The following is a 14,406-nucleotide window of genomic DNA, read 5'->3' on the forward strand; positions in this document are numbered from 1 at the left end:
CGTCTCTTGTCACATGGATCTCACCCGCACCACAGCATGGGCTAGATCACCCGCACACCATCTCCCTGGACGTGAACATGGTCCCTCCGCCACCTGGCGGATGTGCAGGAACGTGTCGTGCTCCCCGCGCACGCGGGGATGGTCCCGGCGACGTCGTCCGCATGGACCTGGTGGCCCTGTGCTCCCCGCGCACGCGGGGATGGTCCCCTGGCCTGATTGGTCGATGACCAGGACGTACGGTGCTCCCCGCGCACGCGGGGATGGTCCCGAAGCTGACGGAGCGACCGGAGAGCGAGACTTGTGCTCCCCGCGCACGCGGGGATGGTCCCCGCGACGGCAGGTACAGCCCGCGCAACCCGACGTGCTCCCCGCGCACGCGGGGATGGTCCCTGGTTTCTGCAGCCGTGGCCGACGTTCCTGGTGTGCTCCCCGCGCGCGCGGGGATGGTCCCATTGACTGGGTCAACCAGGACGGCGTCTCGATGTGCTCCCCGCGCACGCGGGGATGGTCCCGTCTCCCGCCCCACCTGGCACGGATCCTGGCCGTGCTCCCCGCGCACGCGGGGATGGTCCCGCTGCCGCGTCTGCCGGTTCTACCGGCGACATGTGCTCCCCGCGCACGCGGGGATGGTCCCAAGCCGGAGGAGATCGAGCGTGCCGTCTCCTCGTGCTCCCCGCTCACGCGGGGATGGTCCCCCGAACGTCAGGCTGAGGAGGGCGAGGCGGATGTGCTCCCCGCGCACGCGGGGATGGTCCCCAGTACGCGTCACAGGGCAGCATGCACCCCGAGTGCTCCCCGCGCACGCGGGGATGGTCCCGTCCTGGAGTGGATTCGCAAGAAGGGCAAGAGGTGCTCCCCGCAGCACGCGGGGATGGTCCCACCGTGAACGCCGCCAGCGTCCAGATCAGGATGTGCTCCCCGCACACGCGGGGATGATCCCACTGGATACAGACGTTGCGGTCCCGCTCCTCTGTGCTCCCCGCACACGCGGGGATGGTCCGTTGCCGAGTTCCTCGCTGTAGCCCTGCACGATGTGCTCCCCGCGCACGCGGGAATGGTCCGACCCACGAGCCGAGCGCCATGAGCTTCTCGTTGTGCTCCCCGCGCACGCGGGGTGATCCATCTGAGCTGACCAGGACGAGCGACTCGCCGTTAGCTTAGAGCCTCGGAGATCCGGCGCTTCGCTGCTTCGTCTTGGCCGACGATGCACTTGGCGTAGATGCGCAAGAGCACGTCCACGCTGTGCCCGGCCCACTCCGCGACCTGAGGCGCTGGAACGCCGGCGTTGAGCCAGGTGGAGACGCAAGCGTGGCGGAGGTCGTACGGCCTAGCGGCCAAGGGCGATGTGAACTCGCTGGCCGTTAGGGCCGTCTGCCGGGCGGCTTTCCAGGCGCGTCGGTAGGTGATGAATGGAAGCTCTCCACCGCGCACCCCGTAGAAGAGACGCCCGTCCGGACCATCGGCGAACACGGCGAGGTGAGCGCGAAGGATGCGGGTCAGCGGAGGAGGGATCGGCACGTTGCGGCTGTGGCCGTCGGCGCGGTGCTTTAGGGCGCGTTCCTCGCGGGCGGTGCCGGTGTCGGTCCATTCCCGGCCCGAGTAGGGCGCTGCCTTGAGCAGATGGAGCTCTCCCCAGGCGTCCACAGGCTCCTCCGCTTCCCCGGAGTCGGCGTTTTCGACGAGCGGCGGCAGGCTGATGTTGTCGCGGCGCAGGTTGATGGCCTCCTCAGGGCGTAGGGCCGCGTAGTACATCAGCGCGAAGAACGCGACGAGGCGCTCACCGCTGGGCCGCTGCGCCGCAACGGCGGCCAGCAACGCCTTCGCCTGCGTGTGGTTGACGACGCTCCGCCGGTCCAGTTCGTACGTGCTGGCCGGCAGCTTCCACTTCAGCGTCTTGATCGGATTCTCGGGCAGCAGCTTGAGCTCCACGGCGTAGTCCAGGGCGTTGGACAGCAGCATCCGATGCTTGCGCACCGTGTTGGCCGCCGCGCGCCGGCCGTCCAGGAGAGAGGTCGCCGCATCGAGCAGGTCACGCGCGAGCCCGGGATCGTCAGTGAGCGCCGAGACGGGCTTGGTGTTGGCGGCGAGCCAGCGCAGCGCGGCGCCGGCCTCCTCGGGCGCCTCCTCCCGCTGCTTGGTGTTGCAGCCCCAGCGATGCATCGCCGTACGCAACGCGCGATCGTCCGGACGGCCGCGAGCCGGGCCGTACATGGCCGGCGTCGCGGCGGTGAGCGCGCGGGCGATGTCCTGGCGGTACTTCGGCGCGGCTGCCTTCCACTTCATGTCCACGAACTTGCACACGAAGTCGTACCAGCTCATGTCCGCCCGGTTCGTACGGCTCCAGCAGACGGGCTCTCCCGTGACGCGGCTGAACGCCTCTCCCCTGCGCGCGGCGGCCTGGATCTCGCCGCGGTAGGTGTCGGCCTGCGCGGCATTGCGGAAGGGCTTACGCCACAGCTTGCCGCCGACCTTCCAGCGGACGTAGTAGGTGTTGGCCTTCTGCCCCTTGTAGACCTCGGTCTTGTAGACCCGCACGTCGTAGGTGATGTCCTTCATCAAGCGGCGTCCTCCAGACCCGAGAGCCAGCGGTCCAGGTCGGCGCGGCGGATCCGGAGGTCTCCGTTGGGGAGCTTGAGGCAGCGCGGTGAGCGGCCCTTGGCTCGCCAGTCGTAGAAGGTGGAGCGGGAGATCTGGAGTTCGGTGCAGAGTTCGACGAGGGTGAGCATCCCTCGTGTGCTGGGGCCGGTGGCCATGGTGGGTGTCTCCTTGCGGATCTGGCGGTTGGGTGGGTCCGGCCTCGTGCTTGGTGGCTGTGGGCCGGGTGTCGTCGGGACGAAGAAAGAAGAAAGAAAGACAGCTCGGGGCCCCGGCCCCTGTCTCAGCGAGTGAAGGGCGCATTCGGCTGCTCAGGTGGGCTTGTTTCTTCTTTCTTCGTCCGGTTGGTGCGGCGGTAGCGAACGGACGGACGGCCTCCGGTGGGCGTGGTGAAGGTCTCGTACTGGCCGGTGGCGGTGAGGCTGGCCAACAGCTCGTCGAGGGTCTGTTTCGGGACGTTGCGCGAGAACAGGGCGGAGATCTCCGAGCGGGTCAGGCCGGTGTCTGCGGCCTGGTCGAGCGCGCGGCGGATGCGGTCGATCTTCGGGTCGCGCATCTGCTTGTCCAGGACGAAGACGGCTGAGGCAATGGAGTAGCGGACCAGGGCAGCGGCGGCTTTGAGGTCCTCGGGCGTGATCAGCGGGCGGGCTTCGAGAGCGGCGTACAGGGCGGCGATGCGCAGGCAGTACGGGGCCGAGCGGCGGGTGAACTCGGTCCAGGCGTGGTCTTCGTCGTCGGCGGCGGTGAACTCCTCGTACAGCTCGGCGGACCAGAGGACGCGGGCGGCGTCGTCCAGAGCGATGCGCTTGACCTTGCGGGCCTGCTTGACGGCGTCGTGGAGCCGGCCGCTGAGAGTGGCCAACAAGTCAGGCGAGACGCCTTCCGGGATGGGCAGACGCTTGGAGCGTTCGACATAGATGGGCAGGAAGCGGTTGTAGGAGCCGCCGGCCATGTCCGCCTCCGCGACCCGCAGACGGAACTCCTTCGGCGTGATGTGGCCGATGATGACGATGTGCGGGTTGGAGGCCCGGTAGGCGTTGCGGGTGAGCACGGCCAGCGTGCGCCCGTCCCACGCCTGACGGAGCATCGTGCCCAAGGTGGAGCCCTCGCGCTTGGCTCGGGCCATGACGGTGGAGAACTCCGGTTCGGTGACCGACAGCCGCTTGTCCATCGTTCCGCCGGGGTCCTCCGGTGAGTCGGGGTCGCGGATGCGTTCGATCAACCCTTCGCCGGAGGACAGGCCGGTGACGCACAGCTCGCCGTAGCCGATCCCGGCGTGGTGCAGGAAGATCTCGGCGGTGTCGGTGGCCTGGCCTTTGCGTCCGGAGCCGGTGCGGCCGAACAGCAATGGCCAGATCAGCAGCGGGTGGCGGGTGTTGCCGATCTGGACGTACGGGCCGGGGCCGATGACGGCTCCGCAGGCGGCCAGCGCGGAGACCAGCACGCCCACGGGATCGGCCTCGGTGGATGGGTCGGCGGCTGCGACCAGCTCGCCGGGCAGCCCGTAGAACATGGCCGGGTCGGCGGCCGGCGCGGGCACCGGCAGGCCGATGCTCGGCTCTCCGGACAGGTCGCGGTGCAGGCGGTGGATGGTGGCATCGGCGGCGAGGTTCTCCAGGATGGTGTTGGCGTCGAGTGGGTTGGTCATGCGATCCCCCGGCGTGGCTGGCGTGCTCCGCAGGTGAGCCCGGAGCGGATGGTGGCGGCGGCCTCTCGGGGGGACAGGCCGATGGCCTGGGCGGCGGTGTGCAGGGCGTCCTCGGTCAGCCGGTACGGGAGCAGGCCGGTGGCCACGAGCTGGCCGAGGGCGAAGGCGGCGGCGTTGAGGGTGTGGTTGCGGGTGCCCGATGCGGCGTCGAGCACGTGCTGGACCTCGCTGCGGAGGGCGGCCAGCGCGTAGCCCGTCGACCGGTCACCGAGCGAGGCGAGAACGTCCCCGACTGAGACCCTCACGGGTGCCGATGTGGGCGGGGCGAGCCGTGCGGCGAGCCATTGCGGGAGCGGCGCGAGATCGGCTGCGTGGATCACGTCGTACGTTCCTGCGCCGTCCGGCAGGTTCACGAGGCTGCCGGGGCCGACCACGTAGCCGCCGCAGGCGCGGGTGTCGATCAGCCAGCCCAGACCTTGTCCCTTGGCCCCGGAGGTGTTGCCGAGCGGCAGCCCTTCGGGGGCCTGGAAGTACAGGTGTGTTCCGCGACGCCGGGTGCGGACCTGGAAGGTTTCCAGGGGCAGCGGCTGTCCAGCCTGCTCGCAGAGCAGGGCCAGCACGTCGGCGCCGTCGTTGACGCCGGGCAGGTCCCATGGCGGTGGCGGCTGCTCGCCGTCCTTCGGGGTGTCGAGGTCGATCACGACGAGCCGGGAGGGGCCCGTCGCGATGCCCACGTTGTACGGCGCGCGAGCCCAGAACCGGCCGATGACCTCGGGGTCTGTGGTGTGGTGTTCGGTCCACTTCCAGCCCTTCAGCGGCACCTTGTCCCCCGATGTGAGCGGGAAGACGTGCCAGCCGCGGGCGGCGGCGGCCAGCGCGTAGCGCAGTGTCTGGCGGTGCGGATCGGATGTCATGCTGGTGGTGCTCCTTTGCGCCGGCCTCGCGTGGCCGGTGATCGGTTGGGGCGTGGGCCCCGGCGTCGTGCTTGGTGGCTGTGCGCCGGGGCCCTTCCTGGTCGCTTCACTTCGTGTCGCGTGGGCCGTTGCCGTCGTGGTGGAGGTGGCGGATGGAGTTCCAGACGTGGCGGCCAAGGCGCAGTCGCAGGCCGGTGGCGTCGCAACGGCGGCAGTGGCGCGAGCCGCGCCTGACCCTGTTGCGGACGCGACGCTTGCCCTTGCACTTGCGGCAGGGTCCGAACGGGCTGGCGTAGCAGAGCAGTGCGTAACCGAGCGTGCTGATGATCGCTGCGCTAGCGACGAGTACGACAGGGGTCATGACCGCCTCCAGGGCCGGTTTCAGGGCGTGGTCGAGGAGGGCCGCTAGCGGTCTAACGGCCTGATCAGGGCTTATTTCTGGTGCTAGCGGGGGTGCTAGCGCTAGCAGGGTCGGTCGCTAGCGCTAGCAGCCCTTCGAAGGTCAGCCGGAACGCTTCTGACGGTTACGCTCCGCGATGACTTCGGTCAGGTCGTCGAGGCGGATGCCTCGCCTGGTGACGGGCCTGCCGTCGATGCGGCGGCCGATGTCGCCCACCCGCAGGCCGTACGGCTTGAGGGCGCTGGTGAGCTGTTCGGACTTCCAGCCCGTGTAGATCTCGGGCCGCAGCTCGATCAGCCGGGAGCACAGCAGTTCGTTCCAGGCGGCGTTCTCGCCTGCGGGCCAGATCTCGGCGAGGTCGGCCAGCAGGTCGAACACGGGCGCATCCTGGCGGGCCTGGGTGCCGGGTTCGGGCAGTGTCCCGGTCTGCACCCGGGCGGCCACGGCACGGGCGACGACCTTCTCGGCGTCGCGGGTGTCGAGGTAGAAGGACCGGCGGGCCGCTGCCTTGCCGAGTCCGGCGAGGATGCCCCAACCGGCGTCGGTGACCGGCTCGAAGACGGTGGCGCGGTAGCCCTGCTTGTAGGCCGAGGTGCCGAGGATCATGTCGTTGGCCACCTGGTCGGCCACGCTCATGCAGTAGCGGGTGTTGACGTTGCGGGTAATCCCGGTCGGCAGCGAGTCCTTGTCCGGGATCTGCGTGCCCAGCATGATGATCACTCCGAGAGCGCGGCCCAGCTTGATGACCTTCTCGCAGATCTCCCCCGCTTCCTTGCCGTACTTCGGATGCAGGAACAGCTCCTGGACCTCGTCGATGGCGACGATCAGCGGGTGCAGGCCGGAGCCCTTGAGCGAGGCCAGTTCCGGCGTGACCTTGTTCTCCGGCGCCTTGCCAAGGGCGTGGTAGTGGGCGATGCGCTTGGAACGGCGCTCGCACTCCTTGTACAGCCAGCCGATCATGGCGGCGCAGCAGGCGATCGTCTCGTCGTCGAAGCCGTTGCCGTACTCGGTGCACACCGGCTCCAGCACCTTGAAGTCCCCGACTCCTTTTAGCTCGTAGACCCTGAGTTCGGCGCGCGGGTCGAGCGAGGCGGCCAGCACCGCGAGCCTGAGCCCGAACGTCTTGCCGGAGCCGGGCTGCCCGCCCACAAGCCAGTTGCGGAACATCAGCTCGGCCTGGACGGTCTCCATGCGCGGGGTCGTGGCGAACGGGAACGGCTTGAACACGTCAGCCGTACCGTCCCGCAGCAGCGGCCAGGCCGGTTGCTTCATCTGGGACGCGGGCTCGTAGCCGACCCACAGGGCCAGGCGTCCGGGGTGGCCGGCGGCGGGCTCGGGCCAGACCTGGTCGAGCGGGAGCCGCATCGCCGACGCCAGCCGGCCGCGCCGGGCGACCACTTCGGCGGCCTCCACGCCGTACGGCAGGTCCACGATCGCGAGGTGGCCGGGGCCGTCGCGGTGGATCTCCTGCGGGAAGCTGATGGCGTTCGGGTCCTTGGAGACGGCCTGCGTGATGCCCGAGATCCCGCACGACAGCAGCGCGCGGCGTACCAGCTCGGCGGTGAGCTTGCGATAGCGCGGCGCCTCGCTCACCCGGTCCGTGATCGGCTTGTCGGTCGGCCTGCCCGCGCGAGCCAGCAGCGGCACGGCGACGGCCAGCGCGGCGAGCCGGACCCAACCGGGCACGTCGGCCACGAGGAGAACCAGCAGGCCGAGCAGGGCCACGACGCTCAGCACCATCAGGATCGACCACCGCCAGCGAGACTGCCGTTGGCGCTGCTTGTCCAGCTTGAGCCACGTCTCGGCGTCGTTCCGGTCGGCGGCGTACTGGCGAAGGGCCCAGTTGCCCTCTTCTGCCGTCGCCCAGTGCAGCATCCGCCCGATGGCGGTGAACACGCCGGGAAGCGCGTACCAGAGCGTCTTGGCCAGGTACTTCGGCGAGCGCACGGCGTGATAGCCGAGCACGTAACCGGCGTCGCGTGTCTGCCAGGTGAGCATCGCGCGGACGGACTGCCAGGTCCGCAACCACGCGGGGACGATCGGCGCGCGGCGCCGCGTGGTGAGCGACGCGTACGGCGCGGCGTCCTCGTCCGGCGGGTCGACCGGCGGGCCGGTGACGCGGTCTGCGACGGCGATCGTCTCGCGGTCGAAGAACGCGTCCTCCTGGTCGTCGTCCGGGGTGGTCTCGTCGGCCGGGCGGGCGCGGCGGCGGGAGTCGAGCGGGACGACCTCGGCCGTGCCGTCCCGGTCCGGGCGGTCGGTGAACGCGAAGCCGTTCAGCTCACGTCCCGGTACCGGACGGCTGTCGGGGTCGTGCGGGTCGTGGGTCATGATGAGTACACCTCGTGTGCCTTGACGGTCGCGGGGTTGCGGGGCGCGGCCACTGTTCTTGGCGGAGTGGAGGCCGCGCCCTGCGTGTCGGTCGGGGACGATGCGCGGTCGGACCGCGGCTCGTCCGGTGGCGGATCGGCGGTCGGACCGTGCGGTCCGTCCGCATTGGTGTCGGCGGTCGGCGCCTCGGCCCGCAAGCGGGCGAGCAGGGCTCCAGCGCGGTCGGTGGATATCGACTGGCCGGTTCGCCGGATGGCGTCGCGGAGCCGGTCGCGTGACAGCGTGATGCCGCACATCTGGTGGTCGGCGGCGATCTGCCGGCCGAGTGGCATCAGGTCGTCCACGTCGACGGGAGCGGTACGGCGGGGGCGTCCGCCCTTGCGCGTGGTCCTGGCGGTCGGCCTGCGCGCCGGTCCCGGCGGCAGGGTGGGGCGCGTGGTCGCGGATGCGAGGCGCACGCCCTCGGGAACGAGCTCGCCGAGCCGGTAGAGAGCGCGCTCGCGGCGGGTGGCCTTGATCCGCCACAGCCTGCCGTACCGATCCTGAAGGTCGGTGCGGGCCAGGATGCGGTCACGCTCGCGCCTGAGCGCGTCCGGGTACGAGCGGATCTCCCACAGCACCATCCGCCGCCACAGGGCGAAGGTGGACGGGAGGGCCAGCAGCCAGCGCGAAAGCCGGATGGACTCCATGCGGTCGGGCTTGGCCAGGTCGGCGCGCTTGCGAACGGCGTACGCGCCGACCTCCACCGCCACGACCCACAGCAGCGGGAGCATGGCGTGGGCGACCATTCCGAACACGGTGTCCTCACCGGCCACGTTCAGATAGACGGTCGCAGCGGTCAGGGACCACGGGACCAGCCGGAGCGGCCGGACCCGCATGCCGAGCCGGGCCAGGACGATGTCCAGCGCGGAGAAAACGGCGATGCCCAGGTCGATGCCGAGCGGCACCATCCAGGCCATCGCGCCGAACGACGGTCCGGCGGCCCTGGCGACGGTGGCGAAGCTGATGACGAACCCCAGCAGACCGAGGGCGGCCACGGCGGCGGTGGTGACCGAGACGGCGGTGTGTTCGCCCTCGGTCAGCGGACGCGGACCATAGGTCGTGGCGGTCATCGGCCCCACCGTCCCCAGCAGCGGGGACAGCCGGGTCGGTCGCACCAGTTCGCCCGATGGCCGGACCAGATGCGAAGCACCATGTCGGGTGATCCAGCCGTCTGGACCGTGGAACGCACGGCCTGGCGCAGGCGGTAGCGCTCCTGGCAGATGCGTACCAGTTCGCACGTCAGGAATCCGGCGGCGAACACCATCAAGTGGAGCAGGACGGAGATCATGCGGCCCTCCTCAGCAGGGCGTGGGACTCGTTGTCGAGGTCGGCGGCGAACACCGTGCGGCGGCACGCGGCGCAGTAGAACTGCACGGGCCCGCCGTCGAGGCACGTGGCGCAGCGCGGGCAGCGCTTCACGAGCCAGGGCGACACGGCGCGAGTGGTGTAGTGCATGGGTCCCCTTTCAGATGCCGGACTGGGAGCGGGTGAGGATGCGGCAGAGGCGGCAGCCGGCCAGGCAGCGGGCGCCGTGCGAGGCGCAGACTTCGACCTGGCGGCGGGTGCCGCAGCGGCGGCAGCGGTAGGCACTGCGCGAGCGGTTGCCGCAGTCGGTGCACTGGAAGCGAGTCATCAAGCGGCCACCTTCCGAGCGGCGCGAAGCTCGTCGATGGTCAGCCCCGCCCATACGCCCGCCTTCGGGCGGATGGCCAGCGCGTACGTCAGGCAGGCGGTCCGGGCCGGGCATCCGGCGCACACGGCCTTGGCCTGTGCCTCGCGCGCCTGCCGTACGTTCTCCGGCTCGTCGTCGAACAGGTCGGGTCCGGTGAACAGCTCCGCGTCACCGGTCTCGCAGGCCGGGTCGGCGTTGAGCAGGTCGTCGCGGAGGTCGACCAGTTGCGCATCGCTCAGGCGGGCGGCCGGCTCCTTCATCGCCGCACCCCCAGCAGGCCGGCGAGGGCCTCGGCGACGGCGAGCCGGTGACACGTGGAGCAGATCGGCGGGACCGGCGCCTCCTCGTTGGTCTCGATCTCCTCGGCGCCGCCGCAGACGAGGCAGGACCACTGCGTCTGCGAGACGTCGACGGGGACGAGGCCGAGGTCAGGCTGTGTGTTGCTGGACCCGTAGGTCATGATGAGGACACCTCTCGTAATGGGGTGCCGGGGCGCGGAACTGGTTTGGCGACTGTGAGCCGCGCCCTGGCTTGTTTTGTTTGGTTCAGCCGAGACCGTTGCTGAACGTGGTCAGGGCTTGGGCGATGGTCTGGATGCCGTCCACGGCGCTGTTGACCGCCATCGCGGCCTTGTGCGGCTGAGTGATCACGAAGAAGGCCGCGAGGATCATCAGCACCGTGGGCAGGAAGCGTCGAGGTCGGAGAGCAGGCATGGGTGGTGATCCCTTCTGGTGTGGCCGGGCCTGTCCCTCCTGGTGACCGGCCCTCTTCGCGAGGACCTGTCCTGTACAGGTATAGAACAGGAACGGCGAGTCCGTCAAGGTCCTTTTCGGGGCCCGCCGTGTTCGTGGCACTAGAAAACCGCGCAGGTCAGGGGGTACGGCAGTGTTCAAAAGGCGGTGCAATTCGACAAAGGGGGGTGCACTGGCGCCAGGAGGGGGTGCAAACTGACGGCGACATAGTGATCACAGAGGGTCGCCGTCCCTCCGCGAGTCGGGAGAGGCATGAACGTCCGAGAGCCGAACCACCAGCTCGCGGCGGTAATGGCGAGAGCCGACTGTTCCAACAAGGGCCTCGCCCGCCGGGTACAGGACGTGGCCACGCATCACGGCACGGACCTGCGGTGTGATCACGTGTCGGTGAAACGCTGGCTGGACGGAATGCACCCCCGCGGACTGACTCCGCACTTCATCGCCGAAGCCCTCAGCCGCAAGCTCGGCGAGCAGGTGAGCGTGCGGGAGATCGGCATGAGGTACGCCGAAGCCACGCCCTTCGTGGCCCGCAAACTGCGGCAGGTGAGCGGCCTCGCCGACGGCGTGACGGTCCTGGTCTCGGGTGACCTGTCGGCCAATCCTCAGGTGGTCGAGAGCGAGGTGTCCTCGGACGCCTGGAACGACTCCATGGTCACGTGGCTGGTGAACCCCGTACCGATCCCCCGGCCTCTGGCTGAGCAACGGCTGATCACGGCGGCCAGCGTCGAGGCCGTACGGGAGACGACGGGGATGTTCGCCAAGCTGGACTACCGATTCGGCGGCGGGCACGCCCGCTCCACGGTGGTCCAGTACATCGCGATGGAGGTCGAGCCGCTGCTCAAGCACGTCACGCCGGACACGGCGCTCGGCAAGCAGTTCCTGTCCGAGACGGCGGCCATGCTCCGGCTCGCGGCCTGGATGGCGTACGACACCGGGCGGCACGGCCTGGCCCAGCGCTACATGACCAGGGCGCTGCTGCTGGCGCGCGAGGCGGGCAACCGAATGCTCGGCGGACGCATCCTGGCCGGCATGAGTCACCAGGCCAACTACCTCGGCCACTACGGCATGGCGGTCAACCTGGCACGCGCCGCGCGGATGGGCGCCGACGGCGCGGCCACACCCACGGCCATGGCGCTGTTCAACGCGATGGAGGCACGGGCGCTGGCCTCCCAGGGCGACGAGGCCGGATGCTGCCGCGCCCTCGGGGAGGCCGAGCGCTGGTTCGAGCGGCGCAACTCAGAGGACGATCCGGTCTGGTTGACGTACTTCGACGAGGCGGAGTTGGCGGCCGAGTTCGCCCACTGTTTCCGCGACCTCGGGCACCACCATCGGGCGCGTGACCGGGTCCTGGAGAGCGTGGCGCTGTCAGAGAGCCTCTACGTACGCAGCTTGTCCTTCGTCCGCACCATCCTCGCCACCAGCCACGTGGCCGGCGGCGATCTGGAGCAGGGCATCGCCGTAGCCCGCGAGGTGGTCGCCACGGTGGCCGACCTGCGATCGGCTCGCACGCGGCGTTACGTACGGGAGTTCATGGATCAGCTCGCGCGCTACGGCAACGACCCACTGGTACGGGACTTTCAGACCTTCGCCGAGACCCGGCTCGCACGTGCCCGTTCAGAGGCGGGCGCGCTGAGGTAGGTCGCGGACCTTGTGATTCGGTCTCCGGGTGATCGCTGCTTCCGCTGGCATTCCCTGGTGACGAGGGTGGTTTGGGTCGATAATGTGGTGATCTTCGGCTGGCGGCGGCTGGCGGCGGCTGCCGGAGTTCCCAAGGCGGACGCCCATGACACCCCCTGCGCAGACGTCAGCACAGCGTCGTCTGGACACCGCCCTGGCGGACCTGGCCACTACCTTCCGCGGGATGACCGCCCACCCGGACGAACACAACTGCGAATGCCACTGGGGCAGCGCCGAAGACCTAGCCCGACTGAAGACGCCGGACGTGGAGCTGGATCCTGACCTGCTGCGACGCACCTGGGAGGCCAGCGACTGGGACGACCACGCATCGGTCCTGTGCCGCATCTTGCCCCAGCTCGCATCCGCGCTGGTCAGCGGCCAGGTAGAGCCGCTCTTCGGCATGGAGGAAGTCGGCCGCTCGCTGGCTCGCGGCGATTGGCAGCAATGGCCGGCCGAGCAGGCCGCCGCAGTCAGGGCCTTCCTGCACGCCTGGTGGGCCCACAGCCTCATCACGCCCGACGCTGCCGTACCTGCTTACGAGGTGCTCGCGCTGTGCGCCGAGGCATCCGCCACGCTCGCCCCCTGGCTCGACATCTGGGAGAAGTCGACAGACCCCGTGGCCGACCAGCACCTCGCCAAAGCCGTAGCCCAGTGGGAGTACGACCTGCTGGGAGACCTGCTCCCCTGGGATACCCGGTATGACGAGGAAGACCTCCGCATCACGCTGACCGCCTGGCTGGTACGCCACGCTCCAGCGCGCCTACGCGCCTCAGGCGCACCGGAGCAACTACTGCACCGAGTAAGGCTGCTCAGCCTCACCGGCCCCGCCCGCTGGGAGGACCCGCACTGGCCCGGCCATCGCTACTGAGCTACGAACCACGTTCAGAAGGGTCGCCAGCTGCGCGGCAGCACATCATGCCGCAGTGACGCCATGCGGTGGTCGAACTCGGCGCGGATGTCGGGGCTCAGGTCCACGTTCTGCATGAGCCACGTGGTCATCGTGATCTCCCGGATACGGCGCAGGGTGTGGAAGCCGGGCCACTCGGTGATGTCGAACCCGTACACGTCCACGGCCTGTGCGTACTCCTCCGGCGCGACCCAGCGAAACCCTCTGAACGGAATCCCCACCCCAGTGCACAGATCCCACTCGCGAGGACCCCACGCGAACGCCTCGAAGTCCAGCATGATCACACTCCCGCCCGTCGTGCGGAGCAGGTTGCCCTTGTGCCCGTCGCCGTGGATGTGGCCGGTGGGCAACGCGTAGTCAAGCGCGATGTACTCGGCGTAGAGATCCTTGACCCGCTGGCGCAGGAACCCGAGATCCTCGTCCGCGACAGTGAAGGCGCAGTCCAGGCGATCCTCAACGCGGGCCAGCGGATCGAACAGCGGCAGGACCAGGTCCACCGGCTTGGCCAAGCCGTGCAGCTCCTTGAGCATCACCGCCAGGTCCACGAACCCGGGAGCCGGCCCGTCTGTGTCCACATGGCGCCAGAACGTCACCACCCTGCCGTCATGGACGGTCGCCTGCGGGCAGTCCGGCCAGAGCTGCACGCTGGGAAAGCCGACCGCGCCGAGCCACCTCGCCACCGCGACCTCCCTACGGACATCGGGCAGCAGATCCACACTCCGAGCAATCCTCACGACGACCGGGGCCGACGCGAGGCGATACAGCGCGTTCTCTCCCAGCCGTATGAGACGCGCGTCTCGGCTGTCCAGGCCGGCGTCCTCGCAGGCCGCGATGAGCGCCCTGTGTGCGTCGTACTGGGAGAAGCCTCGCCCGGTGTAGATCTCGGTCATGGATCAGCCCTCGCTGTTCGTATCGGGAGGTGGGGGACCGGTGGCCACATAGCGGCCCTTACTGGGGATGACGACGATCAGGCCCTCTCGCTGAAGCAGTTCCAGGGCCTTGCGTACCGTGATGCGCGCCGTGCCGAACCTCTCTGCGAGGACAGGTTCACCAGGCAGACGCACCTCTGGGGGGAACTCGCCGGCTTTGATGGCGAGACGAAGTTGGTTGGCCACGTCCTCGTAGCGCGTGGCAGGCTTCGCGTCCGCGGCCTGGCCTTGGACGCGACGCCCTCGGCCCATCTGGCTGACGACCAGGCCCTCGCGTTCCAGTTCCGCGAGGGCCTGGCGCACCGTCCCACGGGCCACGCCGTACGCCTCCATCAGCGCCGTCTCCGACGGGATCATCCCGCCCTGCGGGTACTCCCCCGTCGCGATCCGCCGGCGGAGGTCGCCGGCCAGGACGGCATAGGTGGGCTGAGCTTTGCCTTGAGTCATGAGGCTCCCTTGCCGAGCAGCAACGGACTCAAGGCTAAGGCGAGCGGGTGTCGGCAGGGATGAGCGAGCGGGTCGGCGCCTGACCTGGGCTC

General features: G+C 69.6%; 16 protein-coding genes and 1 CRISPR repeat array. Of the genes, 2 read left to right on the forward strand and 14 right to left on the reverse strand.

Features of this window, described 5'->3' with window-relative positions:
• Window positions 1–117: 117 nt before the first annotated feature.
• A CRISPR array of direct repeats spans window positions 118–818; the repeat unit is 29 nt; unit sequence GTGCTCCCCGCGCACGCGGGGATGGTCCC.
• A gap of 334 nt (window positions 819–1,152) precedes the next feature.
• The 12 genes from AC5L3X_RS29220 to AC5L3X_RS29275 all read right to left on the reverse strand — a co-directional run bounded on the left by AC5L3X_RS29220 (window position 1,153) and on the right by AC5L3X_RS29275 (window position 10,315).
• The gene (locus tag AC5L3X_RS29220; RefSeq protein WP_494861181.1) at window positions 1,153–2,556 is read right to left on the reverse strand and encodes a tyrosine-type recombinase/integrase; all 1,404 of its coding nucleotides are present in this window, start codon (window positions 2,554–2,556) and stop codon (window positions 1,153–1,155) included.
• Window positions 2,556–2,753 carry a helix-turn-helix transcriptional regulator gene (locus tag AC5L3X_RS29225; protein WP_494861183.1) on the reverse strand — a complete coding sequence of 66 codons (198 nt, stop codon included), beginning with the start codon at window positions 2,751–2,753 and terminating at the stop codon, window positions 2,556–2,558. The genes AC5L3X_RS29220 and AC5L3X_RS29225 overlap by 1 nt, the downstream gene beginning before the upstream one ends.
• Before the next feature lie 125 nt (window positions 2,754–2,878).
• Window positions 2,879–4,243, reverse strand: a complete 1,365-nt coding sequence (locus AC5L3X_RS29230; protein ID WP_494861185.1) for a DUF3987 domain-containing protein — start codon at window positions 4,241–4,243, stop codon at window positions 2,879–2,881.
• Window positions 4,240–5,157, reverse strand: coding sequence for a bifunctional DNA primase/polymerase (locus AC5L3X_RS29235; RefSeq protein ID WP_494861186.1), 918 nt, complete (start codon window positions 5,155–5,157; stop codon window positions 4,240–4,242). Before AC5L3X_RS29235 ends, AC5L3X_RS29230 begins: the two co-directional genes overlap by 4 nt.
• Window positions 5,158–5,263: 106 nt before the next feature.
• On the reverse strand, window positions 5,264–5,518 hold the full coding sequence (locus tag AC5L3X_RS29240; RefSeq protein ID WP_494861187.1) for a hypothetical protein: 255 nt from the start codon (window positions 5,516–5,518) through the stop codon (window positions 5,264–5,266).
• A gap of 141 nt (window positions 5,519–5,659) precedes the next feature.
• Window positions 5,660–7,888 (reverse strand): cell division protein FtsK, encoded by a 2,229-nt coding sequence (locus AC5L3X_RS29245; RefSeq protein ID WP_494861188.1) that lies wholly within the window; start codon window positions 7,886–7,888, stop codon window positions 5,660–5,662.
• Entirely contained in the window at window positions 7,885–9,000 is a 1,116-nt protein-coding gene (locus AC5L3X_RS29250; RefSeq protein ID WP_494861189.1) for a DUF2637 domain-containing protein, read from the reverse strand. Before AC5L3X_RS29250 ends, AC5L3X_RS29245 begins: the two co-directional genes overlap by 4 nt.
• A gap of 214 nt (window positions 9,001–9,214) precedes the next feature.
• On the reverse strand, window positions 9,215–9,385 hold the full coding sequence (locus tag AC5L3X_RS29255; RefSeq protein WP_494861190.1) for a hypothetical protein: 171 nt from the start codon (window positions 9,383–9,385) through the stop codon (window positions 9,215–9,217).
• 10 nt (window positions 9,386–9,395) lie between these two features.
• Window positions 9,396–9,563: a hypothetical protein gene (locus AC5L3X_RS29260; protein ID WP_189124005.1), complete on the reverse strand. Its 168-nt coding sequence runs from the start codon at window positions 9,561–9,563 to the stop codon at window positions 9,396–9,398.
• Window positions 9,563–9,862 (reverse strand): WhiB family transcriptional regulator, encoded by a 300-nt coding sequence (locus AC5L3X_RS29265; protein ID WP_494861192.1) that lies wholly within the window; start codon window positions 9,860–9,862, stop codon window positions 9,563–9,565. The genes AC5L3X_RS29260 and AC5L3X_RS29265 overlap by 1 nt, the downstream gene beginning before the upstream one ends.
• On the reverse strand, window positions 9,859–10,062 hold the full coding sequence (locus AC5L3X_RS29270; protein WP_494861194.1) for a hypothetical protein: 204 nt from the start codon (window positions 10,060–10,062) through the stop codon (window positions 9,859–9,861). The genes AC5L3X_RS29265 and AC5L3X_RS29270 overlap by 4 nt, the downstream gene beginning before the upstream one ends.
• A gap of 85 nt (window positions 10,063–10,147) precedes the next feature.
• On the reverse strand, window positions 10,148–10,315 hold the full coding sequence (locus AC5L3X_RS29275) for a hypothetical protein (RefSeq protein WP_189124002.1): 168 nt from the start codon (window positions 10,313–10,315) through the stop codon (window positions 10,148–10,150).
• A 291-nt stretch (window positions 10,316–10,606) separates the two neighbouring features.
• Here AC5L3X_RS29275 and AC5L3X_RS29280 point away from each other — a divergent pair, with 291 nt between their 5' ends.
• Both AC5L3X_RS29280 and AC5L3X_RS29285 read left to right on the forward strand, forming a co-directional pair.
• Complete coding sequence (locus tag AC5L3X_RS29280; protein ID WP_494861196.1) at window positions 10,607–11,992, forward strand: NsdA family TPR-like regulatory protein; 1,386 nt, start codon at window positions 10,607–10,609, stop codon at window positions 11,990–11,992.
• A gap of 304 nt (window positions 11,993–12,296) precedes the next feature.
• Window positions 12,297–12,899, forward strand: a complete 603-nt coding sequence (locus tag AC5L3X_RS29285; protein WP_494861197.1) for a hypothetical protein — start codon at window positions 12,297–12,299, stop codon at window positions 12,897–12,899.
• Between the two features lie 14 nt (window positions 12,900–12,913).
• On the opposite strand, the gene AC5L3X_RS29290 is transcribed toward AC5L3X_RS29285, so the two are convergent.
• Entirely contained in the window at window positions 12,914–13,828 is a 915-nt protein-coding gene (locus AC5L3X_RS29290) for a phosphotransferase enzyme family protein (RefSeq protein ID WP_494861199.1), read from the reverse strand.
• A 3-nt stretch (window positions 13,829–13,831) separates the two neighbouring features.
• A complete protein-coding gene (locus AC5L3X_RS29295) occupies window positions 13,832–14,314 on the reverse strand; it encodes a GntR family transcriptional regulator (protein WP_494861200.1) in 483 nt (160 codons plus the stop codon).
• Window positions 14,315–14,406 lie beyond the last annotated feature (92 nt).

The sequence above is a fragment of the Nonomuraea sp. CX421 genome (genome assembly GCF_059358955.1).